Source organism: Pseudomonas citrullilanati, assembly GCF_030580855.1.
GTDB lineage: Bacteria > Pseudomonadota > Gammaproteobacteria > Pseudomonadales > Pseudomonadaceae > Aquipseudomonas > Aquipseudomonas citrulli.
Window position 1 is genome coordinate 60,844 of sequence record NZ_JAUQOP010000026.1, and the last position, 25,139, is coordinate 85,982.

At 63.4% G+C, this 25,139-nt stretch carries 22 protein-coding genes; 10 read left to right on the forward strand and 12 right to left on the reverse strand.

What is annotated here, in order from left to right; all coding sequences use genetic code 11:
• The first annotated feature begins 7 nt into the window (after positions 1–7).
• Complete coding sequence (gene betT / locus Q6A48_RS17405; protein ID WP_304555406.1) at positions 8–1,969, forward strand: choline transporter BetT; 1,962 nt, start codon at positions 8–10, stop codon at positions 1,967–1,969.
• 140 nt (positions 1,970–2,109) lie between these two features.
• On the opposite strand, the gene Q6A48_RS17410 is transcribed toward betT, so the two are convergent.
• A complete protein-coding gene (locus tag Q6A48_RS17410; protein WP_304555382.1) occupies positions 2,110–2,850 on the reverse strand; it encodes an SDR family oxidoreductase in 741 nt (246 codons plus the stop codon).
• 129 nt (positions 2,851–2,979) lie between these two features.
• On the opposite strand from Q6A48_RS17410, the gene Q6A48_RS17415 reads away from it, so the two are divergent.
• A complete protein-coding gene (locus tag Q6A48_RS17415) occupies positions 2,980–3,870 on the forward strand; it encodes a LysR family transcriptional regulator (RefSeq protein ID WP_304555383.1) in 891 nt (296 codons plus the stop codon).
• A gap of 206 nt (positions 3,871–4,076) precedes the next feature.
• Positions 4,077–5,114 (forward strand): L-glyceraldehyde 3-phosphate reductase, encoded by a 1,038-nt coding sequence (mgrA, locus tag Q6A48_RS17420; RefSeq protein ID WP_304555385.1) that lies wholly within the window; start codon positions 4,077–4,079, stop codon positions 5,112–5,114.
• 184 nt (positions 5,115–5,298) lie between these two features.
• Here mgrA and tauD read toward each other — a convergent pair whose 3' ends face one another.
• From tauD to Q6A48_RS17455, 7 genes are all read right to left on the reverse strand, one after another.
• Positions 5,299–6,141, reverse strand: a complete 843-nt coding sequence (tauD, locus tag Q6A48_RS17425; protein WP_304555387.1) for a taurine dioxygenase — start codon at positions 6,139–6,141, stop codon at positions 5,299–5,301.
• A 49-nt stretch (positions 6,142–6,190) separates the two neighbouring features.
• Positions 6,191–7,030, reverse strand: a complete 840-nt coding sequence (gene tauC / locus Q6A48_RS17430) for a taurine ABC transporter permease TauC (protein WP_304555388.1) — start codon at positions 7,028–7,030, stop codon at positions 6,191–6,193.
• Positions 7,017–7,823 (reverse strand): taurine ABC transporter ATP-binding subunit, encoded by an 807-nt coding sequence (tauB, locus tag Q6A48_RS17435; RefSeq protein ID WP_304555389.1) that lies wholly within the window; start codon positions 7,821–7,823, stop codon positions 7,017–7,019. The genes tauC and tauB overlap by 14 nt, the downstream gene beginning before the upstream one ends.
• A gap of 20 nt (positions 7,824–7,843) precedes the next feature.
• Entirely contained in the window at positions 7,844–8,821 is a 978-nt protein-coding gene (gene tauA, locus Q6A48_RS17440; protein WP_304555391.1) for a taurine ABC transporter substrate-binding protein, read from the reverse strand.
• Between the two features lie 185 nt (positions 8,822–9,006).
• Positions 9,007–10,590, reverse strand: a complete 1,584-nt coding sequence (gshA, locus tag Q6A48_RS17445) for a glutamate--cysteine ligase (RefSeq protein WP_304555392.1) — start codon at positions 10,588–10,590, stop codon at positions 9,007–9,009.
• A gap of 272 nt (positions 10,591–10,862) precedes the next feature.
• Entirely contained in the window at positions 10,863–11,246 is a 384-nt protein-coding gene (locus Q6A48_RS17450; RefSeq protein WP_304555393.1) for a PaaI family thioesterase, read from the reverse strand.
• Complete coding sequence (locus Q6A48_RS17455) at positions 11,246–13,570, reverse strand: Tex family protein (protein ID WP_304555394.1); 2,325 nt, start codon at positions 13,568–13,570, stop codon at positions 11,246–11,248. The genes Q6A48_RS17450 and Q6A48_RS17455 overlap by 1 nt, the downstream gene beginning before the upstream one ends.
• 358 nt (positions 13,571–13,928) lie before the next feature.
• Between Q6A48_RS17455 and ompR the strand changes: the two genes are divergently transcribed.
• Both ompR and Q6A48_RS17465 read left to right on the forward strand, forming a co-directional pair.
• Positions 13,929–14,669, forward strand: coding sequence for an osmolarity response regulator transcription factor OmpR (gene ompR / locus Q6A48_RS17460; protein WP_042729419.1), 741 nt, complete (start codon positions 13,929–13,931; stop codon positions 14,667–14,669).
• A gap of 113 nt (positions 14,670–14,782) precedes the next feature.
• Complete coding sequence (locus Q6A48_RS17465) at positions 14,783–16,096, forward strand: ATP-binding protein (RefSeq protein ID WP_304555395.1); 1,314 nt, start codon at positions 14,783–14,785, stop codon at positions 16,094–16,096.
• A 150-nt stretch (positions 16,097–16,246) separates the two neighbouring features.
• Here the strand turns inward: Q6A48_RS17465 and rimK are convergent, their stop codons facing one another.
• Entirely contained in the window at positions 16,247–17,152 is a 906-nt protein-coding gene (rimK, locus tag Q6A48_RS17470; protein WP_215003541.1) for a 30S ribosomal protein S6--L-glutamate ligase, read from the reverse strand.
• A complete protein-coding gene (gene rimB, locus Q6A48_RS17475) occupies positions 17,149–17,631 on the reverse strand; it encodes a retropepsin-like aspartic endopeptidase RimB (protein ID WP_440137892.1) in 483 nt (160 codons plus the stop codon). Before rimB ends, rimK begins: the two co-directional genes overlap by 4 nt.
• A gap of 227 nt (positions 17,632–17,858) precedes the next feature.
• Between rimB and Q6A48_RS17480 the strand changes: the two genes are divergently transcribed.
• From Q6A48_RS17480 to Q6A48_RS17490, 3 genes are all read left to right on the forward strand, one after another.
• Positions 17,859–18,263 (forward strand): RNA-binding S4 domain-containing protein, encoded by a 405-nt coding sequence (locus Q6A48_RS17480; protein ID WP_304555396.1) that lies wholly within the window; start codon positions 17,859–17,861, stop codon positions 18,261–18,263.
• Positions 18,264–18,435: 172 nt separating this feature from the next.
• Complete coding sequence (hslO, locus tag Q6A48_RS17485) at positions 18,436–19,338, forward strand: Hsp33 family molecular chaperone HslO (protein ID WP_304555397.1); 903 nt, start codon at positions 18,436–18,438, stop codon at positions 19,336–19,338.
• Between the two features lie 178 nt (positions 19,339–19,516).
• Positions 19,517–21,061, forward strand: a complete 1,545-nt coding sequence (locus Q6A48_RS17490; RefSeq protein WP_304555398.1) for a phosphoenolpyruvate carboxykinase — start codon at positions 19,517–19,519, stop codon at positions 21,059–21,061.
• Positions 21,062–21,179: 118 nt separating this feature from the next.
• On the opposite strand, the gene Q6A48_RS17495 is transcribed toward Q6A48_RS17490, so the two are convergent.
• A complete protein-coding gene (locus Q6A48_RS17495) occupies positions 21,180–22,244 on the reverse strand; it encodes a S8 family peptidase (protein ID WP_304555409.1) in 1,065 nt (354 codons plus the stop codon).
• A gap of 331 nt (positions 22,245–22,575) precedes the next feature.
• Between Q6A48_RS17495 and Q6A48_RS17500 the strand changes: the two genes are divergently transcribed.
• Together Q6A48_RS17500 and Q6A48_RS17505 are read left to right on the forward strand one after the other, a co-directional pair.
• Positions 22,576–23,802, forward strand: a complete 1,227-nt coding sequence (locus Q6A48_RS17500; RefSeq protein ID WP_304555399.1) for a 3-hydroxyacyl-CoA dehydrogenase — start codon at positions 22,576–22,578, stop codon at positions 23,800–23,802.
• 63 nt (positions 23,803–23,865) lie between these two features.
• On the forward strand, positions 23,866–24,285 hold the full coding sequence (locus tag Q6A48_RS17505) for an acyl-CoA thioesterase (RefSeq protein ID WP_304555400.1): 420 nt from the start codon (positions 23,866–23,868) through the stop codon (positions 24,283–24,285).
• A 79-nt stretch (positions 24,286–24,364) separates the two neighbouring features.
• Here the strand turns inward: Q6A48_RS17505 and Q6A48_RS17510 are convergent, their stop codons facing one another.
• Entirely contained in the window at positions 24,365–24,841 is a 477-nt protein-coding gene (locus Q6A48_RS17510) for a glycine zipper domain-containing protein (protein ID WP_304555401.1), read from the reverse strand.
• Positions 24,842–25,139 lie beyond the last annotated feature (298 nt).

A 25,139-nucleotide genomic window follows, 5' to 3' on the forward strand; every position in this document is an offset into this window, starting at 1 on the left:
GGTCCGCGTGAATTCGCCGGTCTTTTATTTCGCCGCGACCGTCATCCTGCTGTTCGGCCTGGTGGTGATCACCCTGCCCGAGCAGGCCGGTGCCTGGTTGCTGGCCGCGCAGAACTGGGCGGCCAACACGGTCGGCTGGTACTACATGCTGGCGATGACCCTGTACCTGATCTTCGTGGTGGTGACCGCCTTGTCCGGCTACGGCAAGATCAAGCTCGGTGCCGACCACGACGAACCCGAATTCAGCTACCTGTCCTGGGCCGGCATGCTGTTCGCCGCCGGGATCAGCATCACGCTGTTTTTCTTCTGCGTCTCCGAACCGTTGACCCATCTGGTGCAGCCGCCCCAGGGGCAAGCGGGTACTGCGCAAGCGGCGCGCCAGGCCATGCAGATCCTGTTCCTGCACTGGGGCCTGCACGGTTGGGGCGTGTTCGCCTTCGTCGGCATGGCCTTGGCGTATTTCGCCTATCGACACAATTTGCCGCTGGCCTTGCGCTCGGCGCTTTACCCGCTGATCGGTAAGCGCATCAACGGCCCCATCGGCTATGCCGTGGACGGCTTCGGCATCATCGCCACGGTGTTCGGCCTCGGTGCGGACATGGGTTTCGGTGTGTTGCACCTCAATTCCGGCCTGGATTACCTGTTCGGCATCGCCCATACCCAGTGGATCCAGGTCGGCCTGATCGTGTTGATGATGGGCGCGGCGATCCTCGTGGCGGTGGCCGGCGTCGACAAGGGCGTGCGGGTCATGTCCGATATCAACATGCTGCTGGCCTGCGCGTTGCTGCTCTTCGTCCTGTTCGCCGGCCCGACCCAACACCTGCTCAATACCTTGATCCAGAACCTGGGGGACTACCTCGGCGCCTTGCCAATGAAGAGTTTTGACCTCTACGCCTACAACAAGCCCAGCGACTGGCTAGGCGGCTGGACGGTGTTCTACTGGGCCTGGTGGATCGCCTGGTCGCCGTTCGTGGGGTTGTTCATCGCGCGGATTTCCCGCGGCCGTACCATTCGCGAATTCGTGTTTGGCGTGCTGTTGATTCCCCTGGGCTTCACCCTGGCGTGGATGTCGATCTTCGGCAACAGCGCCATCGACCAGGTGTTGAACCACGGCATGAGCGCCCTGGGCATGTCCGCCTTGGAAAACCCATCGATGAGCCTCTACCTGCTGCTGGAAACCTACCCCTGGAGCAAGACGGTCATCGCGGTCACGGTGTTTGTCAGCTTCGTGTTCTTCGTCACGTCCGCCGACTCCGGCACTGTGGTGCTGTCGACGTTGTCGGCCAAGGGTGGCAGCCCCGATGAAGACGGGCCGAAGTGGCTGCGGGTGTTCTGGGGGGCGATGACGGCACTGGTGACCAGCGCGTTGCTGTTTTCCGGCAGCATCGATGCCCTGAAGTCGGCGGTGGTGCTGACGTCCCTGCCGTTCTCGCTGATCCTGCTGTTGATGATGTGGGGGCTGCACAAGGCGTTCTACCTGGAGTCCCAGAAGCAGATCGCGCAACTGTATTCCCTGGCGCCGGTGTCGGGTGCGCGCCGAGGCAAGGGGGGCTGGCGCCAACGCCTGAGCCAGGCGGTGCACTTCCCGTCCCGGGACGAGGTGTACCGTTTCCTCGACACCACGGTGCGCCCGGCCGTCGAGGAGGTAAAAGCGGTGTTCGCCGAAAAAGGCCTGGCGGTCGTCACCCAACCCGACCCGGCCAACGACAGCGTCAGCCTGGAAATCGGCCACGGCGAGCAGCATCCGTTCATCTACCAAGTGCAGATGCGCGGCTACTTCACGCCGTCCTTCGCCCGGGGCGGGATGGGTTCCAAAGAGCTCAACAACCGCCGTTACTACCGCGCCGAAGTGCACCTGAGCGAAGGCAGCCAGGACTACGACCTGGTGGGCTACACCAAGGAGCAGGTGATCAACGACATCCTCGACCAGTACGAGCGGCACATGCAGTTCCTGCATTTGGTGCGTTGACCGGGACGGCAACATCGCCGGGCGTTTGTCATTCGACCGCGCTGGCCTCATCGCGAGCAGGCTCGCTCCCATACGGAATCACTTGACCCGGTGGGCGCGCGCCTGCTCGCGAAAGCAGTGTCGCGGACATCACCTCGAACTCAGACCAACCCGCCGTTGGCCCGCAGGATCTGCCCGTTCACCCAGGCGGCGCCCGGGCTCACCAGGAAAGCGATGATGTTGGCGATGTCCTCCGGCTGGCCGAGGCGTTCCAGGGGCGGCATCTTGGCGAAGTGCTGGATCTGTTCTTCGCTCTTGCCGTGCAGGAACAGTTCCGTGGCGACCGGGCCAGGGGCCACGGCGTTGACCGTGATCTGGCGGCCGCGCAGTTCCTTGGCAAACACCTGGGTCAAGGATTCCACCGCGGCCTTGCTGGCGATGTACACCGAATAACCCGGCAGGTTCAGGCCCACGGTGCTGCTGGAGAAATTCACGATCCGCCCGCCGTCGTTCAGGCGCTTCGCGGCTTCGCGCAGGGTGTTGAACGTGCCGCGGGTGTTGATGGCGAATGTCTGTTCGAACAGCTCGTCGCTGTGCTCCGCCAGGGGCATGACCTTGAGAATGCCAGCGTTGTTGACCAGCACATCGACCTTGCCCAATTGCGCTTCGGCTTCATCGAACAGGCGACGCACATCGTCGGCCGAGGCCACGTCGGCCTTCACCGCTATGGCCTGGTGGCCGGCCTGGCGCAGTTGCACCACCACTTTCGAGGCTTCGGTGGCGCTGTTGGCGTAGTTGATGACCACGGCGAACCCTTCGCGGGCCAGTTGCTTGGCGATTTCGGCGCCGATGCCACGGGAGGCACCGGTGACGATGGCGACTTTGGCATTCTGGACAGTCATGGTGATAGCTCCTTTGGAGATCGAGTGGGATTCGTTGAAGCCAGCTTCACATGTTTACGCCTGGCGATAAATGCAGGAGAGTTGCCTTGACTGTTCAAGATCCCCCAACAATCAGTGCGCAGGATTCAGATGGACCAGGTCAAGGCAATGAGAGTGTTTGTGCGCATCTACGAGCGCAGCAGCTTCACCCTGGCTGCTGAAGACTTGAACATGCCCCGGGCCACGCTGACCCATACGCTCAATCAATTCGAAGCCTGGCTGGGTGTGCGTTTGCTGGAACGCAGCACCCGCAAGGTGCGCCCGACCCTCGACGGTGAAGCCTATTACCCGCGCTGCGTGCAATTGCTGGCAGAGCTTGAAGAGGCCGAACTGGCGTTTCGTGGCGTGGCGCCCAAAGGCAAGCTGAGGGTGGACCTGCACGGAACCCAGGCCAGGTATTTCGTGATTCCGGCGTTGCCGCAATTCATGGCCCGCTACCCCGAAGTGGAACTGTTCATCAGCGAGGCGGATCGTTTTGTCGACCTGATCGCCGAAGGCGTCGATTGCGTGCTGCGCTCCGGTACGCTGGCGGATTCGTCATTGATCGGCCGGCGGGTCGCCAATCTTCGGCAGATCACCTGTGCCAGCCCGGCTTACCTGCGCCAGTACGGCGAACCCAAACACCTGGATGACTTGAAACATCACAGGGCGGTGAATTACGTCTCGCGCAGCACCGGCAAACTGTATCCGTTCCAGTTCATGGTCGATGGCGAACTCAAGGAGGTACCGATCGGGGGCACGTTGTCGGTGTCCGGCGCCGAAATCTACGCCGCGTCGGCCATCGCCGGCCTGGGCCTGATCCAATGCCCGCATTACCGGATGCAGGAGCCGATCCGGCAGGGCCTGATCCAGGAGGTCCTCCCCGCTAACCCTCCACCCTCGATGCCGGTGTCGGTGCTTTATCCGCACAACCGGCACATGTCGCCGCGGGTGCGCGTGTTCGTGGATTGGGTGACGGAGGTGTTTGCCCAGGCGCGTTGACGCGGTCTCCGATTTTCGGGCACTGCAACTCCCTGTGGGAGCGGGCTTGCTCGCGAACGCGTCGGCACGTTCAAAATGTATGCTGACTGACACACCGCCTTCGCGAGCAAGCCCGCTCCCACATCGGTCAGGCGAACTTTCGGCCTGACCGATGCGTCTGTGAAATGTTAGCTTCTGCCACCCGCGTCCGCACAGAGAGCCTTTCGATGACCTACACCGCTGCCGAAAATCGCTACGAGTCCATTCCCTACCGCCGCGTCGGTCGCAGCGGGTTGGTGTTGCCGGCGTTGTCGCTGGGGTTGTGGCACAACTTCGGCGACAGCACGCCGATCGACACCCAGCGTTCGCTGTTGCGTACGGCGTTCGACCTGGGCATCAACCACTTCGACCTGGCGAACAACTACGGTCCGCCCTATGGCAGCGCCGAGATCAATTTCGGCCGGTTGCTGCGCGAAGACTTCAAGCACTATCGCGACGAGTTGATCATCTCCAGCAAGGCCGGCTGGGACATGTGGCCCGGGCCCTATGGCCAGGGCGGCGGTTCGCGCAAGTACGTGCTGGCCAGCCTGGACCAGAGCCTGCAACGCCTGGGGCTGGACTATGTCGACATCTTCTATTCCCACCGTTTCGATCCCGACACGCCACTGGAAGAAACCGCCAGCGCACTGGCGACCGCCGTGCAGCAGGGCAAGGCGCTGTACGTCGGTATTTCTTCGTACTCCGGGGTGAAGACCCGGGAAATGGCGGCGCTGCTCAAGGAGTGGAAGGTCCCGCTGCTGATCCATCAGCCGGCCTACAACCTGCTCAATCGCTGGGTGGAAAAGGACCTGCTGGACGCCACCGACGAACTCGGCACCGGGGTGATTGCCTTCACCCCGCTGGCCCAGGGGTTGCTGACCGACAAGTACCTCAAGGGCATCCCGGCCGATGCCCGGGTGAACCGTCCGGGTGGCGGTTCGTTGCAGGCTTCGCATTTGTCGGATGAAAACATCGCCCACGTGCGTGCCCTCAATGACATCGCCCAGCGTCGCGGCCAGAGCCTGGCGCAAATGGCCCTTGCCTGGACCTTGCGCGATCCCCGCGTGACCAGCGCGCTGATCGGTGCCAGCCGGCCGGAGCAGATCATCGAAAACGTAGGGGCGCTGAAGAACCTGGATTTCAGCGCCGAGGAACTGGCCGAGATCGACCGGTTCGCCCGGGAAGGCGGGATCAATCTGTGGGAGAAGCCGTCGTCGGCTGAATGATTCTTCTGCAAGCACGGTGAATGCGAAACATTGTGGCGAGGGGATTTATCCCCGCTGGGCTGCGCAGCAGCCCCAAACCCGAACACGCGGCGCATCAGGTTAATGTGGATAGCTGCTTGGGGGGCTGCTGCGCAGCCCAGCGGGGATAAATCCCCTCGCCACAAGCGCCATTCATATTCCTGCATTATCGGAAAAACGGCACATCCCCCAGCACCGTCGCCCGGTGCATCACGCGCCGGGCCGGGCGGTAGTCGTCCACGGCGAAGTGCTGGGTCACGCGGTTGTCCCAGAACGCCACGTCGTTGGCTTGCCAGCGCCAGCGCACGGTGAACTCGGGCCGGGTCGCGTGGGCGAAGAGCAGTTTGAGGATGACCTCGCTTTCGCTTTCCGACAATTCGTTGATGCGCGTGGTGAAGCCTTCGTTGACGAACAGGGAGCGTCGCCCGCTCACCGGATGAGTGCGGATGACCGGGTGGGACAGCGGCGGGTTTTTCCGCCGTGCCTCTTCCCAGCGCGCCAGGTCTTCGGGGCTGTTGCCAAAGCGCTCCAAGGGAAAGGACCGGGTGAAATCGTGGGTCGCGGTCAGTCCTTCCAGCAAGCGCTTCATGGGGCCCGACAAGGCCTCGTAGGCCGCAATGCCGCTGGCCCACAAGGTGTCGCCGCCGAACGCCGGCAGCAGCTTGGCGCTGAGCACCGCGCCCAGGGCCGGTGTCGGTAAAAAGGTCACGTCGGTGTGCCACACGGCGTTGTCGCGCACATCGGTGACTGCGGTGTCGAGCACCAGCACTTCGGGCTGCTCCGGCACGTTGGGGTAGATCGGGTGAATATGCAGGTCGCCAAAGTACGCGGCGAAACGCGCCTGTTGCGGCGGTTCGATCGGCTGGTCGCGGAAGAACAGCAACTGATGCTCAAGCAGGGCCTGCTCGATGAACGCGTGTTGTTCCGGGTTCAAGGGCAGGCTGATATCGATCCCGCCAATCTGTGCGCCGAGGGCGTTGCTCAAGGGGGTAAGGGTCGGACGGCTCATCGGTGTGTTCTCGCATTCGGGCGCCGAAGGGGCGGCGTGGTCGTGGGTTTCAGCGGGCCTGGCCGTGCCATGGCACCAGTTTGCGTTGCAGGGCGCGCAGGCTCAGTTCCATGGCGAAGGCGATCAGGGCGATGACCAGGATTCCCAGCACCACCACGTCGGTCACCAGGAACTGCGCCGCCGACTGCACCATGAACCCCAGGCCGCTGGTGGCGGCGATCAGTTCGGCGGCCACCAGCGTCGACCAGCCCACGCCCAGGCCAATGCGAATGCCGGTGAGGATGTCGGGCAGGGCGCTGGGCACGATGACATGGCGGATCAGCTGGGCCCGGGTCGCGCCCAGCGACTGCGCGGCCCGCAGTTTGGCCGGGTCGACGGTGCGCACGCCGGTGGCGGTGGCGATGGCGATGGGGGCGAAGATCGCCAGGTAGATCAGCAGCACTTTCGACAACTCGCCGATGCCGCACCAGATTACGATCAGCGGCAGGTACGCCAGCGGTGGGATCGGTCGGTAGAACTCGATCAAGGGGTCCAGCACCCCACGGGCGATGCGGTTGGCGCCGATGGCAATGCCCACCGGCACGGCCGTCAACACCGCGAACGACAGGCCCAGGCCGATTCGCCCCAGGCTTGCGCCCAAGTGCTGCCAGAGCGTGGCGTCCATGTAGCCGCTGGTTGCCAGCAGCCAGCCTTTCTGCAACACGGACGACGGCGGGGGCAGGAACAGTGGCTCGATCAGGCCGCTGGCGGTGAAGCCCCACCAGGCGGCGAGCAACACGACCAGGGTCAAGCCGCTGATCCAGCGGATACCCAGGGTGAACGTGGGGCGGATCGCGCGGCGCCCGGCATGAGGCGCCCGGATCACCGCTGGAACTTCATAGCTGCTCATGGGCGCTCTCCTGTGGTCGAGTGGCGCTGCGCTGCGAGAACACCCTGGCAAGCACATGCTCGCGGGTTTCGATAAAGCGTGGGTCGGACTTGATCGACCGTGCCGATTCCCCGGCCGCGTAGCGCTGGCCGAAGTCCAGGCTGAGGCGTTCGACGACCCGGCCAGGGTTGGGCGCCAGCAGCATCAGGTCGGTGGCGAGGAACACGGCTTCCTCGATGTCATGGGTGATCAGGAACACTGGTTTGGCGGTGCGCTGCCAGACTTGCAGCAACAACGCCTGCATCTGTTCGCGGGTGAAGGCGTCCAGCGCCCCGAAGGGCTCGTCCATCAGCAGCACCCGTGGATCGGCCGCCAGGGCCCGGGCCAGGCCGACGCGCTGTTTCTGGCCGCCCGAAAGCTGCCAGACGCGGCGCTTCTCGAAACCGGCCAGGTCCACCAGGGCCAGCATGTCCCGGGCGCGGGCTTCGCGCTTGTCCTTGGCGACGCCCGCCAGCTCCAGGCCGAAGCCGACATTCGCCAGGACGTCCTGCCATGGCAGCAGCGCGTCGTCCTGGAACACCACGCCGCGCTCGGCGCCTGGCCCTCGGACCGGTACGCCGTCCAGGGTAATTTGCCCGGCGCTGGGTTCGACGAACCCGGCGATCAGGTTGAGCAGCGAGGTCTTGCCACTGCCGGACGGGCCGAGGGCGACCAGCAGTTGCCGGGGCCCCAGGGTCAGTGAAATATCCGCCAGCACCGGTGCCGTCGCGCCGGGGTACTGTGCGCTGATGCGCTCCAGCTGTAGCAAGGCCATCGCGGTGTCTCCCCTGTGGCTCAGCGAGTGATGTATTGGGCGCTGACGTAAGGCGCGTAGTCCGGCAGTACGGCGTCGACCTTGCCCTGCTCCTTGAGGAACGCGGCGGTGTCGGTGATGGCCCGGGTGGTCGGGGCGCCGAGGCTCACGACCTGATCGGCCGCCAGGGGAAAGACGTTGCCCTGCAGCAACAGCGGGATATCGCTGGCCTTGGCGCCGGAGAGTTTCACCAGCTTGTCGATGTTGGAGGCGTCGGCGATCCAGGCCTGTGGATCCTTGCGGTACTGGGCGTAGGCATCCAGGGTGACCTTGGCGAAAGCGGTGACGATTTCAGGGTGTTTCTGGGCGAAGTCCTTGCGCACGATCCAGGCGTCGAAGGTCGGAGCGCCGAACTGGGCCAGTTCGGCGGAGGTGATCAGCACCTTGCCGTTTTCCTTGGCCACGCCCAGGGCCGGGTCCCAGACGTAGGTGGCGTCGATGTCACCGCGTTTCCAGGCGGCGATGATCGCCGGCGGCGCGAGGTTGAGCACGGTGACTTTCGCCGGATCGATGTTCCAGTGCTTCAACGCGGCCAGCAGGCTGTAATGGCCGGTGGAAACGAATGGCACGGCGACCTTCTTGCCGATCAGGTCTTGCGGGGTCTTGATCCCGGAACCCTCACGGGCCACCAGGGCCTCGGCGGCGCCGATCTGGGTGGCGATGAGGAACGTTTCCACCGGGACCTTGCGGGTGATGGCGGCGGTCAGGGGGCTGGAACCGAGGTAGCCGATCTGCACGTCGCCCGAGGCGATAGCGGTGATCACATCGGCGCCGTTGTCGAACTTGCGCCAATCGATCTTGGCTTGGGTGGCTTTTTCATAGGCACCATCGGCCTGGGCCACCTTGGCCGGGTCGACGGTGGTCTGGTAGGCGACGGTCAGGTCGGCTGCTTGGGCAAGCAGGCTGGTCGCGGCCAACGTGGCGGCCGCGAGAAGACGAAGGGAAACGCGCGAGATCATGGGAAAGCTCCTCAACAGGCCGCCGGGTGTGTGGCGTGGAAGGAGACTAAATGATCTAAGAACTAGAAAATAAATAACTTTTTCGCATTAGCTTATTTGCGAAAAAAATCATCGAGAACGGCTCGGATCCTTGTGGCGAGGGAGCAAGCCTCCTCGCCACAACAAGCGTTCTCGCACTCAGGGATTCAGTTGCTGATCGCCAGGATGCTCGCCTGGTAGGCACCCACGAACACATCGAAATCCCCCACTTCGTTCTGCTCCAGCTCGGCTTGCTGGACCAGGGACTCGCGGGCGGCGGTTTCGAACGCGGCCTGTTCCTCGGCGGGCAAGGGCTCGGCGCGGAAGAATTCGGCGTGAACCTTGCTCTGGCGCAGGGAGAACTCGGCGAAGCTTTCCTGATGTTCGGCCATGGCGGCCAGCACCCGGGCGGAAGGGGTCAGGGACGGGTCCCGGACCTTCGCCAGTTGTGCGTCCAATGCCTGGCGGTGGGCGTCGCCACCCTGGCTCTGGTCCAGCAGCGCGGCCAGCGGCGCGATGTTCTCCAGCAGCTCCAAGGCCCAGGCCTGCATGTCCACCGCTTGGCCCTGGCGCTGCAATTGCAGGCCCGGCTTGCGGCCTTCCTTGACCACGGTCAGGAAGTTGCTCGTGGCGTTGCCGCATTCGTTGTTTTCCAGCTGCGGGCTGTCATTGAGGCCGCAATACAGCAGGAAGGCATCGAGGAACCGCGCCTCGGTGAGGTCGATGCCCATCGGCAGGAAAGGGTTGATGTCCAGGCAACGCACTTCGATGTACTGGATACCCCGGGCCATCAACGCCTGGATCGGCCGCTCGCCGGTGTAGGTCACGCGTTTGGGGCGGATGTTGGAGTAGTACTCGTTTTCGATCTGCAGGATGTTGGTGTTGAGCTGCACCCACTCGCCGTTCTGGTGGGTGCCGACTTCGACGTAGGGCGCATAGGGCGTCGCCACCGCTTTGCGCAGGCTGTCGGTATAGCTCTCCAGGTCGTTGTAGCACGGCGTGAGGCCGGCCTGGGCGTTGCTCTGGTAACCCAGGTCGCTCATGCGCAGGCTGGTGGCGTAGGGCAGGTACAGGGTGTTCGCGTCCAGTTGTTCCAACTGGTGTGGGCGACCGCGCAGGAAACCGGCGTCCAGGGCCGGTGACGCACCGAACAGGTACATCAGCAACCAGCTGTAGCGGCGGAAATTACGAATCAGCGCGATGTAGGCCGAGGATTGGAAGTCACGGTCGCTCACGTCGGCGGCTTCGTTCTGGCGCAGCAGCGGCCAGAGCTTTTCCGGCAGGGAGAAGTTGTAGTGGATGCCGGCGATGCACTGCATGGTCTTGCCGTAGCGCAGGGCCAGGCCCTGGCGGTAGACGTACTTGAGCCGGCCGATGTTCGAGGTGCCGTAGTAGGCGATCGGGATGTCCTTTTCCTCCGGCAACGGGCACGGCATCGAGGGACTCCACAGGTACTCGTCACCGAGCTTGCTGTAGGCGAACCGGTGGATCTTGTCGAGGCTGGCCAGGGTATCGGCCGGATTGGCCAACGCCGGGGTGATGAACTCCAGCAGCGACTCGGAATAGTCGGTGGTGATCTGTTCGTTGGTCAGCGCCGATCCCAACGCCTCGGGATGCGGGGTCTGGGCCAGGCGCCCATCGTCCGTGACGCGCAGGCATTCACGCTCGATGCCGTGCAGGCATTGCTCGAGCAGGGAGAGGTTGGCGCGCTCGCCGAGCAGGGCCAGGCGGCGGTTTAAAAGGTCGCTCAAGTTGAATTCCTTCACGCGTCAGTCGCCCCAATATGGGGGTGGGCAAGACGGTCTACAAGGGTGAAGTTAAAACTGGCGTTTTCGCCTGGTTTTCATGCGGCCAAAGTCTAGTCGCCGCCATCCTCTGTGGGAGCGGGCTTGCTCGCGAAGGGGGCGTATCAGTCGGCATTTGAGTCGCCTGATGCACCGCCTTCGCGAGCAAGCCCGCTCCCACAAGGGAATATCGATGCCGCATTCGTGCGCCGAAATTAACCCAAATCGATGGCGGGGAGCTATAGCACAGCGAAGGTGCCTTGCGCTTTTGCGACCAACTTGTCGCCCTGGGTCACTTCGGCCTCGACCACCAGGGTGCGCCGGCCCGGGTGGATGACCCGGGCGGTGCACATCACTTCACCGTCAGAGACGGCGCGAATGTAGTTGATCTTGCACTCGATGGTCGCGCTCTGCTGGTCAAAGCCATGGACACTGGAACAGGCCAGGCCCATGGCGATGTCCACCAGGCTGAACAGCGCGCCGCCGTGCAACTTGCCGCCGCGATTGCGCAATGGCGGCTCGAGGGCCAGGGCGACTTGCGAGACGCCGTCCCCCAGGCTGTGCAGGCGGCAGCCGAGCAGTTTGAAAAACGCGCTTTCCACCAACCCGGCCGGCACGTCCATCAGCGTTTCTTCAACTGCTTGGCGTTGGCGAACAGCGAGGCCATGGCGTTGTTTGCCGGGGCCGCCGTGGCGGTTTCCTTGCGTGGGGCGGTGTTCTGGGACTGACGCGGCGCTGCGCCCGGGCGTGCACCCCGGGCCCCGTCGATCTTCTCGCCCGGGGTGTCGCTCATGCGCATCGACAGGCCGACGCGCTTGCGCGGGATGTCGACTTCCATGACCTTCACCTTCACCACGTCGCCGGCCTTCACGGCCTCGCGCGGGTCCTTGATGAACTTCTCCGACAGGGCCGAGATGTGCACCAGGCCGTCCTGGTGCACGCCGATGTCGACGAACGCGCCGAAGTTGGTGACGTTGGTCACCACGCCTTCGAGGATCATGCCCGGTTGCAGGTCCTTGAGGTCTTCGACGCCTTCCTGGAACTCGGCGGTCTTGAACTCGGGACGCGGGTCGCGGCCGGGTTTCTCCAGTTCCTGGAGAATGTCGGTCACGGTGGGCAGGCCGAAGGTTTCGTCGGTGAAGTTCTTCGGATCCAGGCGCTTGAGGAACGCGGCATCGCCGATCAGCGAGCGGATGTCGCGGTCGGTCTGGGCGGCGATGCGTTGCACCAGCGGGTAGGCTTCCGGGTGGACGGCGGACGAGTCCAGCGGATTGTCGCCGTTCATGACCCGCAGGAAGCCAGCCGCCTGCTCGAAGGTTTTCTCACCCAGGCGCGGGACTTTCTTCAACGCGGCGCGGGTCTTGAAGGCGCCGTGCTCGTCACGGTGGGTGACGATGTTCTGCGCCAGGGTGGCATTGAGGCCCGAGATACGGGCCAGCAGCGCCACCGACGCGGTGTTCACGTCCACGCCCACGGCGTTCACGCAGTCTTCGACCACGGCGTCCAGGCCACGGGCCAGCTTCAATTGGGAAACGTCGTGCTGGTACTGGCCGACACCGATGGATTTCGGATCGATCTTCACCAGCTCGGCCAATGGATCCTGCAGGCGCCGGGCAATGGACACCGCGCCACGGATCGACACGTCCAGGTCGGGGAATTCCTTGGAAGCCAGCTCCGACGCCGAATAAACCGAGGCGCCGGCCTCGGAGACCATCACCTTGGTCATTTTCATCGCCGGGTATTTCTTGATCAGCTCGGCAGCCAGCTTGTCGGTTTCGCGGCTGGCGGTGCCGTTGCCGATGGCGATCAGGTCCACCGAATGCTTGGCACACAGCGCGGCCAGCACGGCCAGGGTCTGGTCCCATTTGTTGTGCGGCACGTGGGGGTAGACGGTGGTGTGGTCCAGCAGCTTGCCGGTGGAGTCCACCACGGCCACCTTGCAACCGGTGCGCAGGCCCGGGTCCAGGCCCAGGGTAGCGCGCGGGCCGGCCGGGGCGGCCAGCAGCAGGTCGTGCAGGTTGTGGGCGAACACGTTGATCGCCTCGGTCTCGGCGTTGTCGCGCAACTCGCCCAGCAGGTCGGTTTCCAGGTGGGTGTAGAGCTTGACCTTCCAGGTCCAGCGCACCACTTCGGCCAGCCATTTGTCGGCGGCGCGGTTATGGTTCTGGATGCCGAACTGCTGGCCGATCATGCCTTCGCACGGGTGCATGGTGCCGGGCAGCTCATCGCCGACCTTCAGCGCGGAACTGAGGATGCCTTCGTTGCGGCCGCGGAAAATCGCCAGGGCGCGGTGGGACGGCACGCTCTTGAGTGGTTCGTCGTGTTCGAAGTAATCGCGGAACTTCGCCCCTTCCTCTTCCTTGCCGGCGATGACGCGGGCGCTGAGGATGGCTTCCTGCTTGAGGAAGTTGCGCAGTTTTTCCAGCAGGTTGGCGTCTTCGGCGAAGCGTTCCATGAGGATGTACTTGGCGCCTTCCAGCGCCGCCTTGACGTCGGCCACGCCTTTTTCGGCGTCGACGAAGCGCGCGGCTTCGGTTTCCGGCGCCAGGGTCGGGTCGTTGAACAGGCCATCGGCCAGCTCGCCGAGGCCGGCTTCCAGGGCGATCTGGCCCTTGGTGCGGCGTTTCTGCTTGTAGGGCAGGTACAGGTCTTCGAGGCGGGTCTTGGTGTCGGCCAGCTTGATGTCGCGTTCGAGTTGCGGGGTCAGCTTGCCTTGTTCCTGGATGCTGGCCAGGATGCTGATGCGCCGCTCGTCGAGTTCTCGCAGGTAGCGCAGGCGCTCTTCCAGATGACGCAACTGGGTGTCATCGAGGCTGCCGGTGACTTCCTTCCGGTAACGGGCGATGAAAGGCACCGTGGAGCCTTCATCGAGTAGCGCGACGGCCGCTTCGACCTGTTGCGGGCGGACGCCGAGTTCCTCGGCGATGCGGCTGTTGATGCTGTCCATAAAACCACCTGACAAATATGTGAAATCAGGCTCGCCACCACAGAAGCCGGGCTCGGCGAGACTGGTTGAGCGGGCGGGTGCGCGCCGCTGCCTGGGTCAAAAGGCTGCCTGTTGACCCGCGAAATTCAAAAAGTGCTGCCTGGCCGGGGGAAAAAACGCCACCGGGGGGCACGATCCGGCCTGTCCTGGCACAAAAGGGCCGCGCATTATAACCAGCGTTCCCAGCTTCGGGGTGCACCAAGGTCTGTAGGCTTGTTGCCCGATTTTCTGTAGGCAGAGGAAAAATCTGCTAACAATGCACACGGTGCGTATAACGGCAGCTACGCCATAATGCGCGCCGAGATCAAAGGAGCTTCCTATGAGCAGCACTGCACAAACTGCTGAAGGCGAAAAAATTCTGATTGTTGACGACGATCCCGGGCTGAGCAGCCTGCTGGAGCGTTTTTTCGTCAGCAAGGGCTACCGCGCCCGCACCGTACCCAACACCGAGCAGATGGACCGGTTGCTGGCCCGCGAGGTGTTCAACCTGGTGGTGCTGGACCTGATGCTGCCTGGCGAGGATGGCCTGACTGCCTGCCGCCGCCTGCGCAGCGCCAACAACCAGATCCCGATCATCATGCTCACCGCCAAGGGCGACGAGCTGAGCCGCATCAAGGGGCTCGAACTGGGTGCCGACGACTACCTGGCCAAGCCGTTCAACCCGGACGAGCTGATGGCCCGCGTCAAGGCCGTGCTGCGCCGTCAATCGGCGCCGGTGCCGGGCGCCCCGGGCAGCGAGGACGAGAGCGTGACCTTCGGTGACTACGAGCTGTCCCTGGCCACGCGCGAGCTCAAGCGCGGCGACGAGGTCCACATGCTCACCACCGGCGAATTCGCGGTGCTCAAGGCGCTGGTGATGAACGCCCGCCAGCCACTGACCCGTGACAAGCTGATGAACCTGGCGCGTGGTCGTGAATGGGACGCCCTGGAGCGCTCCATCGACGTGCAGATTTCCCGCCTGCGCCGGATGATCGAGCCCGATCCTTCCAAGCCGCGCTATATCCAGACCGTCTGGGGCGTAGGCTATGTATTCGTGCCGGACGGTGCCGCCAGCAAGTGATCGGCGATTTGTAGGAGCGGGTGGCCTGGCGGGTCGAATGCGTTCTGCCAGGCGACTCGCGGTCCGTCATTGTGCGAGCATCGCTCGCTCCTGCAAGTGTGTAGCGGTTATCCATGAAAACCCCCGTTTGGTTCCCCCAGAGTTTTTTCTCCCGCACCCTCTGGCTGGTGCTCATCGTCGTGCTCTTTTCCAAGGCCCTGACGCTGGTGTACCTGTTGATGAACGAAGACGTCCTGGTGGACCGGCAGTACAGCCACGGCGTCGCGTTGACCCTGCGGGCCTATTGGGCGGCGGACGAAACCAATCGGACCAAGATCGCTGAAGCGGCGACGCTGATCCGCGTGGTCGGTGCCGGTGTGCCGGAGGGCGAGCAGCATTGGCCCTACAGCGAGATCTACCAGCGCCAGATGCAGGCCGAGCTGGGTGCCGATACCGAGGTCCGGTTGCGCATGCACTCGCCTCCGGCGCTGTGGGTTCGGGCCCCGAGCCTGGGGGACGGCTGGCTGAAGGTGCCGCTGTACCCTCATCCGTTGCGCGGCCAGAAGATCTGGAACGTGCTCGGCTGGTTCCTGGCCATCGGCCTGTTGTCGACGGCGTCGGCGTGGATCTTCGTCAGCCAGCTCAACCAACCCTTGAAGCGCCTGGTGTACGCCGCGCGCCAGTTGGGCCAGGGGCGCAGCGTGCGACTGCCCATCAGCGACACGCCCAGCGAAATGACCGAGGTCTACCGGGCGTTCAACCAGATGGCCGAGGACGTCGAGCAGGCCGGGCGCGAGCGTGAGCTGATGCTGGCCGGCGTCTCCCACGACCTGCGTACGCCACTGACCCGGTTGCGTTTGTCCCTGGAACTGATGGGCGAGCACACCGACCTGACCGATGAAATGGTCCGCGACATCGAGGACATGGACGCGATTCTCGACCAGTTCCTGGCGTTCATTCGCGACGGCCGGGACGAATCGGTGGAAGAAGTGGACCTGACCGAACTGGTGCGCGAAGTGGCTGCGCCCTACAACCAGGCCGAGGAGAAAGTGCACCTGCGCCTGGAGCCGATCCAGCCGTTCCCGCTGCGCCGGGTATCGATGAAGCGCCTGCTGAACAACCTGATCGGCAATGCCCTGAACCATGCCGGCACTGGCGTCGAGGTGGCGGCATACGTTTCGGGCGACACCAACGCGCCTTATGTAGTGCTGAGCGTCATGGACCGTGGCGCCGGCATCGATCCATCGGAGCTGGAAGCGATCTTCAACCCCTTCACCCGCGGCGACCGCGCTCGCGGTGGAAAGGGCACGGGGCTGGGCCTGGCCATCGTCAAGCGCATCGCCTCGATGCACGGCGGCAACGTCGAATTGCGCAACCGTGCCGGCGGTGGGCTGGAAGCGCGGGTGCGCTTGCCGTTGGGCTTGTTGCTGCCTCGGGATGCGGTGTAGCGGTCTCTTTCAAGTAAGACAGAGAACTCTGTGGAAGCCGAGCTTGCTCGCGATGGCGGTGTGTCAGTCAGGATCAACGTTACTGATCCACCGCCATCGCGAGCAAGCTCGGCTCCCACAAAGGCTAGCTCCCACATGGGTTGTTCTGAGTTAGCCCTTGCCTTTGGTCCGGGTCATGTTCGGCCCGCCATTCTTTTCCAGGTGCTCGATGATGATCCCGGCCACGTTCTTGCTGGTGGTGGTCTCGATCCCTTCCAGGCCTGGCGAAGAGTTGACCTCCATCACCAACGGCCCGTGGTTGGAGCGCAGGATGTCCACGCCCGCGACGGCCAGGCCCATGACCTTGGCGGCGCGCAGGGCGGTCATGCGTTCTTCCGGGGTGATCTTGATCAGGCTCGCGCTGCCGCCGCGATGCAGGTTGGAACGAAACTCCCCGGGCTTGGCCTGGCGCTTCATCGAGGCGATCACCTTGTCGCCGACCACGAAGCAGCGAATGTCCGCGCCCCCGGCTTCCTTGATGTATTCCTGCACCATGATGTTCTGCTTCAGGCCCATGAATGCCTCGATCACCGACTCCGCCGCTGTCGCGGTCTCACACAGGACCACGCCGATGCCCTGGGTGCCCTCCAGTACCTTGATCACCAGCGGCGCACCGTTGACCATCGCGATCAGGTCGGGAATGTCGTCGGGGGAGTGGGCGAAGCCGGTCACCGGCAGGCCGATCCCTCGTCGTGACAGCAATTGCAGCGAGCGCAACTTGTCCCGTGAACGGGCGATCGCCACGGATTCGTTGAGGGGATACACCCCCATCATCTCGAACTGGCGCAACACCGCGCAGCCATAGAAAGTCACCGAGGCGCCGATGCGCGGGATCACCGCATCGAACCCTTCCAGCGGCTTGCCACGGTAATGGATCTGCGGCTTGTGGCTGGCAATGTTCATATAGGCGCGCAGGGTGTCGATCACCACCATTTCATGGCCACGTTCGGTGCCGGCTTCGACCAGGCGACGAGTGGAATACAGACGCGGATTACGCGACAGCACAGCGATCTTCATGCAACACCTGTGGCAGAGGTAGTGGACACCGGGAATACCGGCTTGTCTTGAACGTATTTGGTACCCGGATTGACCACCAATTGGCCGTCGATCAAGGCTTTGGAACCCAGCAGCAGGCGATAGCGCATGGACTTGCGACAGGCCAGGGTGAACTCGACCCGCCAGACCCGGTCACCGAGTGCCAACGTGGTGCTGATCACGTAGCGGACCTGGGCGTGGCCGTTGGAACTCTTGATGGTCTTGCGCGCCACCAGCGGGGCCTCGCAGCGGCGATGGCGCAACTGCACCACCGTGCCGAGGTGCGCGGTGAAGCGCACCCACTTCTCGCCATCGCGTTCGAACGGCTCGATGTCGGTGGCATGCAGGCTGGAGGTGCTGGCGCCGGTGTCGATTTTCGCCCGAAGGCCCGCGACTCCCAGATCCGGGAGCGCGACCCACTCGCGCAGACCGACGACGGTCAAATGGTCAAAAGTCTTCAATAAAACAACCTGCGATCAGTACATCGAATCGTGGACTCCGCGAATCGCGGTATTCACGCAGAATAATCACAAAATGGCGACAGTTATCTACTTGCCCGTGCCCCCGTCCATTTCGACATCCCAGGCCGATCGATCGGCCTGGCGGCATTCTATCCGTCGGGCCGGATTCGTGCGCCCGTCAAAAACGGTAGTACAGTTCTGACCATTGGCAGTGAAGAGGAATTGCAGTGGCACAAAAAAAGGAAGAGGACGACAAGGTCCGTCTCGATAAATGGTTGTGGGCGGCGCGTTTCTACAAGACACGCGCGCTCGCCAAGGCCGCCATCGAAAGCGGCAAGGTCCATCACCGCGGGGAGCGTTGCAAGCCGGGCAAGGAACCTCGCGTCGGCGATGAGTTTGTCATCCGCACCGGCTTCGATGAGAAGACCGTGGTGGTCGAGGCCCTGTCGATCGTGCGTCGCGGGGCGCCCGAGGCCCAGGCGCTGTATCACGAAACCGAAGCGAGCATCGCCAAGCGCGAAGCCGCGGCCGCCCAACGCAAGGCGGGCGCCCTGGGTGTCAGCACCGACGGCAAGCCGAGCAAAAAGCAGCGCCGGGACCTGTTCAAGTTTCATGGCGGCAATAGCGAATAGACACGCAGGCCAGCGCCTGTGGCGAGGGGATCAATCCCTTCGCCACCGGTTCTCGGGAAGATAGGCGGTGCATCTCCTTCCCGTCAGGCCAGCCCAAGCCTTGCTTGGAACCCACCCTGAATGCCCATAAAATGCCTGCCATCCATCGTCATCACCTCAGATACCAGACCCTATGACTGATCTACCGGACACCGACTACACCCAACGTTTCATCTTCGATGACAGCGACGCCCGCGGCGAGCTGGTGGCGTTGGAGCGTAGCTATGCCGAAGTGCTGGCCAAACACGCCTATCCGGAGCCGGTCGCCCAGTTGCTCGGCGAATTGATGGCTGCCGCCGCGCTGCTGGTCGGCACCCTGAAGTTCGATGGCCTGCTGATTCTCCAGGCCCGCTCCGAAGGCCCCGTGCCACTGCTGATGATCGAGTGCTCCAGCGAGCGCGAGATCCGCGGCCTGGCGCGCTATGACGCCGAGCAGATCGCGCCCGACGCGACCCTGGCCGACATGATGCCCAACGGCGTGCTGGCGCTGACGGTCGACCCGACCCAAGGCAAGCGCTACCAGGGCATTGTCGACCTCGACGGCGCGACCCTGGCCGAATGCTTCACCAACTACTTCGTCATGTCCCAGCAGACCAACACCCGTTTCTGGCTGTACGCCGACGGGCGTCGTGCCCGCGGCCTGCTGCTGCAGCAATTGCCGGCCGATCGTATTCGTGACCCCGAGGAACGCGACGCCAGCTGGCAACACATCACCGCGCTGGCCAGCACCCTCAGCGCCGATGAGCTGTTGAGCCTGGATAACGAAACCGTGCTCCATCGCCTTTACCACGAAGAGGCCGTGCGCCTGTTCGACGGCCAGCCGTTGCGCTTCCAATGCAGTTGCTCCCGTGAACGTTCCGGCAATGCGCTGGTCAGTCTGGGACTGGAAGATGCGCAACAGCTGGTGATCGAGCACGGTGGCGCCATCGAGATCGATTGCCAGTTCTGCAACGAGCGCTACCTGTTCGACGCGGCGGATATCGCCCAATTGTTCGCCGGTGCGGGTGTCGACACACCGTCAGATACTCGTCACTAAAACGGTTCAGCGCAGGTAAATCTCCTGTCAAACGCCGGATTTACGCCGTACTGACGGGAGGGCCCTACTCTTTTTGGGCTTTTCTGGCATAATCCGGCCCACTTTTTTCGGGTAGTAGTGCGCCACTTCCTACTACAAAACGTTTGGAGCACTCGGCCACGGGCCGACGGGGAATCTCATGACGCAAGCCAATAACGCCGTGTACACCGATCTGAGTGTCGATGAACTGGTCAAAGAAGCCCTGAATCGCGGTGAAGGCGAGCTTGCCGATACCGGCGCACTGGTGGTTCGTACCGGTCATCGTACCGGCCGTTCGCCAGTCGACCGTTTCATTGTCGAAGAGCCAACCACCCAGGCCGCCATCGCCTGGGGCCCGATCAACCGCAAGTTCCCGGCCGACAAGTTCGATGCCCTGTGGAACCGCGTCGAAGCCTACCTGGGCGAGCGCGAGCGTTTTGTTTCCCATGTGCATGTAGGCTCCGATCCCGCGCACTACCTGCCGGTCAAGATGACCACCGAGACGGCCTGGCACAACCTGTTCGGCCGCTGCCTGTTCATCAACCCCGAGCAGTACAACGCCGGCGGCAAGGATGAGTGGCAGATCCTCAACGCGCCGAATTTCGTCTGCGAGCCTGAGCGCGACGGCACCAACTCCGATGGCACCGTGATCATCAATTTCGCGGCCAAGAAAGTGCTGATCGCCGGCATGCGCTACGCCGGTGAAATGAAGAAGGCCCTGTTCTCCGTGCAGAACTTCCTGCTGCCGGCCGCTGACGTGCTGCCGATGCACTGTGCCGCGAACATGGGCGAAGAGGGCGATGTGACCCTGTTCTTCGGCCTGTCGGGCACCGGCAAGACCACCCTGTCCGCCGACGAAAGCCGTTACCTGATCGGCGACGACGAGCACGGCTGGGGCGTGGGCGTGGTGTTCAACATCGAAGGCGGCTGCTATGCCAAGTGCATCGACCTGTCCGAGAAGAACGAGCCGGTCATCTGGAAAGCCATCCAGCATGGTGCCGTGCTGGAAAACGTGGTCCTGGACCCGGTGACCAAGAAAGCCGACTACGCCGACGACAGCCTGACCCAGAACAGCCGCGCCGCCTACCCGCGTGAACTGATCGAAAAACGCGCACCGAAAAACCTCGGTGGCGAGCCAAACGCCGTGATCTTCCTGACCTGCGACCTGACCGGCGTACTGCCACCGGTGTCGATCCTCAGCGAAGAACAAGCCGCCTACCACTTCCTGTCCGGCTACACCGCCCTGGTGGGCTCGACCGAAATGGGTTCGGGCAGCGGCATCAAGTCGACTTTCTCCACCTGCTTCGGCGCACCTTTCTTCCCGCGCCCGGCCGGTGAATACGCTGAGCTGCTGATCAAGCGTATCCGTGGCTTCGGCTCCAAGGTCTACCTGGTCAACACCGGCTGGACTGGTGGTGGCTACGGCGTCGGCAAGCGCTTCAACATCCCGACCACCCGTGCGGTGATCGCGGCCATCCAGAGCGGCGCGCTGATCGGTGCCGAAACCGAACACCTGGACATCATCAACCTGGACGTGCCGCTGGCCGTTCCAGGCGTCGAGACTGGCCTGCTGAACCCACGCAACACCTGGGCCGACAAGGCTGCCTACGACGAAGCGGCCAAGGCATTGGCCGGCCTGTTCATCGAGAACTTCAAGAAGTTCGACGTGAGCGACGCGATCAAGGCCGCCGGGCCACAGCTGTAAGGCTCGGTTAGCAAATGAAGAAACCGCCCTTTATGGGCGGTTTTTTCATGGGCGATTGTTAAGTGGCAATGGGATTGCCACATCTGTGAAGCGCCTGTACCCCTGCAATCGAGCAACCCTATTTGGGCAATGAGCCCAGAACACTTCGTGACGCCGCCTCAAGGTCCATCAGACCCCGGCCATAGGCTTCACTGTTGGCGTAGATACCCGTGCGGTTGGCCGTCGCCAGCAGGTGTTCACGCACTTGCTGCGCATCGAGTTGCGGATGAAGGCTTTGCAGCGCGGCCAATGCGCCGCTGACCAAGGCGGTAGCCGGGGAGGTGCCGGCGGTCTGCACGTATTGCCCATCTTTCCCCACCGTAAGCAGGCCTGCCTGCGCGCCGGCGTCGCCGCCGGGTACGGCAATGCACCAGGCGGCCGCGATGCCGCAATAGTTGGATTTTCCATTGATGGCGCTGCCATCGTTTTTCAACGCAACGACCGCGATCCAGCCCTTTTCCAGTTCGGGCAAGGCCACTGGCAGTCCCGGTTCGGCCAAGGGTTCGCGCTTGAGTTCGTTGCCGGTCGGGAAGACAAAGACGGCGCCGTCTGCTACCAGTTTTCGGGCAACAGCCAGGGAGTCGGGCATTACCTGGTTGTAACGTGCCTCGTTGATTTCGGTGGCGGGGATGGCGTTGGCCCAGGCGTTGTTGAACAGTCGGGCACCCTTGTCGAACCCGCTTTGCCAGGATTGCGCGATGTTGTGGTCAAAAAAGAAGGGTTCGTTGTCGTCGCCAAAACGAAAGGGGATCAACCGGGCGTCGAACGCGATGCCATGCATGCCTTGGTCGTCCTTGTTGGCGGCGAGTATGCCGGCCATTTGCGTCCCATGACCGACACGGTCGAGCGTGCCTGGACGGTTTTCCACATGATCGAATCCCGGGTCGGCCAACCTGCCCTCGAACTCCCTCAGGTTGGCGTTGAGTCCCGAATCGATCAGTGCCACGGTCACGTCCTGCCCCGTGCCGCCGCGTGCATAGAGAGCGGAAGCCTTGACGATGGCCAGGCCTCGTTGGGCCAGATACTCAGGAGTCTCGAACCTGGCCGGTTCCAGGTCGGAGGTTTGCGGTACGGTCACGCAACCGACCAGTAACGAAGCCAGGGCTGTCGCCAGGGCGAGTGAAACGGGAAATGGATTTTGCATGGTTCGGTCCTTGAACAAGTTTTCAGGCACCGGGCTTCCTGGCCCGACGCCGCACGATGGATGGGCACAACTTAGCCGGTAAGCGGTACGCAGACGAGGCATCAAAGTGCCCCGATGTGTATCACTTTGCGTTTCAGCCAAGGGTATCCAGGTGGTATCGACTGGCGCATTTCCATTGCGCTTGGCTCACCCGTCCTACGCGCTATCGCAGCGGAATGTGTGCTGAGGCTCCATCCGCTGAATACCTGGCCATCACACGAATAAACTTCAAAAACGCCCGGCCGCTGACTAAGGTGGAGGCTGTCTTCGGATCGCCAACAAGAGAACAAACATGAGCCAGACAGCTTTCGACATTCGACGCGCCGCCGTGGTCGGTGCAGGCACCATGGGCCGAGGCATCGTGATGTGCCTGGCCAATGCCGGCGTGGCGGTGCAGTGGGTCGACAACAATCCGCAGATGATCGAGCAGGCACTGGTCGCCGTGGCGCAGACGTATGCCCATAACGTCCGGCAGGGTCGTATCGACCAGGCCGAGGCCGATGCCCGGATCGCCCGTGTCACGCGGGCGGACGATTACGCCGCGATCCGCGACGTGGACCTGGTGATCGAGGCGGTGTACGAGAACCTGGAGCTCAAGCAGGCCATCTTTCGCGAGCTGGACGCGTGGCTCAAGCCCGAGGCGATCCTGGCGAGCAATACGTCGGCGCTGGACATCGACGCCATCGCAGCCGTCACCGGCCGCCCCGCCCAGGTGCTGGGCCTGCACTTCTTCAGCCCGGCGCACATCATGAAATTGCTGGAAGTCGTGCGCGGTGCCCGCACAGCCCAGCCCGTGCTGGACGCGGCGCTGGAGTTGGGCCAGCGCATGGGCAAGGTCAGCGTGGTGTCGGGCAATTGCCATGGTTTCATCGGCAACCGGATGCTCCACCCTTATGTGCTGGAGGCCCGCAAGATGCTGCTGGAAGGGGCATTGCCTCATCAGGTGGACGCGGCCCTGCAGGGGTTCGGCTTCGCCATGGGCCCGTTCCGCATGTATGACGTGGTCGGCATCGACCTCGAATGGCGGGCCCGCGAGCTGGCGGGCAAAGGCCAGGACGCACCCGAGGTGCAGGTGGACAACCGCTTGTGCGAGCTGGGCCGGTTCGGCCAGAAGAGCGGTAACGGTTACTATCATTACGAGCCGGGCAGCCGCCAGGCCGAACCGGATGTCGAAGTCGACGCGCTGGTGCAGAGGGTCAGCGAAACATTGGGGTTCCAGCGTCGCGAGATTGGCCCGGAGGAGATCCTCGAGCGTTGCTTGCTGGCGCTGGTCAACGAAGGTGCGAAGATCCTGCAGGAAGGCATTGCCGCGTCGGCCCACGATATCGACCTGGTCTACCTCAACGGCTACGGTTTCCCGACGGACAAGGGCGGCCCGATGGCCTGGGCGGACAGCCAGGGACTCGAAGACATCCATGCCCGGTTGCTGGCGCTCGAGACTCGGCAGGGGGACCACTGGCGGCCCGCGCGCCTGATCGGCGAGCTGGCCAGCCAGGGCAAGGGTTTTGCCCAGCGCTAGTGGCCACACAGGCCGCCATGTCGACGCCCCCGTAAACCCTTCGACGATTGCAAAGGACACCCGATGCCGCAACGTAGCGAATACCCGCATTTGCAAGCCATCACCACGCGCTGGCACGACAACGATGTGTACGGTCACGTCAACAACGTCACCTACTACAGCTTTTTCGACACGGCGGTGAACACCTACCTGATCGAGGTCGGTGGCCTGGATGTCCATGGCGGGGAGGTGGTGGGTTTCGTGGTGAGCTCGGCCTGCGATTATTTCGCCTCGATCGCCTTTCCCGACCGGATTGAAATCGGCCTGCGGGTGGGCAAGCTCGGCAACAGCTCGGTGCAGTATGAACTGGCGGTCTTCAAGGTGGGGGAGGAAGAAGCGTGCGCGGCGGGGCGCTTTGTCCACGTGTTCGTGGACCGTGCATCGAACCGGCCCGTGGCCATTCCAGAGCGGCTGCGCGGGGCGTTGGAACGATTGCTGGCCTGAAAACCAGAAATCGCAGCGTGCGTCAGACGCTGGGGGAGCGCTGCGCAGGCTGCGATTTTCTCGCGGCGATCGTCAGTGATCAGTCGCGATAGTGGTGTTTATGCTTGCGATGCCCGTAGGCATGGCCGCGACCCGGGTGACCGTCGCGGTAGTAGCGGCGATCGCCACGGCGACCTTCGTAGCGACGATCATCGTCATCGTCCTTGCCCATGTAGTTACCCAGCGCGCCGCCGGCACCACCGCCCGCGGCCGCACCGATCAGGCTGCCGGTGCTGCCGCCGACACTGCGACCGACCACGTTGCCGCCGGCTGCGCCCAGTGCGCCGCCGATGGCCGCTTCGCCACGGCTGTGTTTGTCTGCGCCGACCGCACTACCACCCGCGCCGCCCAGGGCTGCGCCGATAGTGGAGCCGGTGTTGCCGCCCAGTGACTGGCCGACGACCGAACCCAAAACCCCGCCCAATGCGCCGCCAACGCCTGCTTCGGCAGTACCGCCAGCAGAAGCGACGCCACTGATCAGGCCAAGGGACAACAAGAGAATGGAGGAGAACTTCATAGAGGAGCCTCAAAGGGATGACGGCGCGATCCTGAGGCTGGCTTCGCTTGGTGACAATCGAAATCCGACGAGTAGCACGACTTGTGCACAATTCTCTAAGTTATTGTTTTTAGGGCGGAACTTAAGGCGTTTTGGTCGGTCTTTAGCTACTTCGGACAGGCCGTTTTCTTAGGGAAACGGCCTTTTTCGTGGGCGCTGGAAAATAGGCGTGGGGGGGGGGGTAAAAACCCCCCCCCCCCCCCCAGCCCGCCCGCCCCGCGCGGGGCCGGGCGCCCTCGCCCCGCTCCACCCCCAAAAC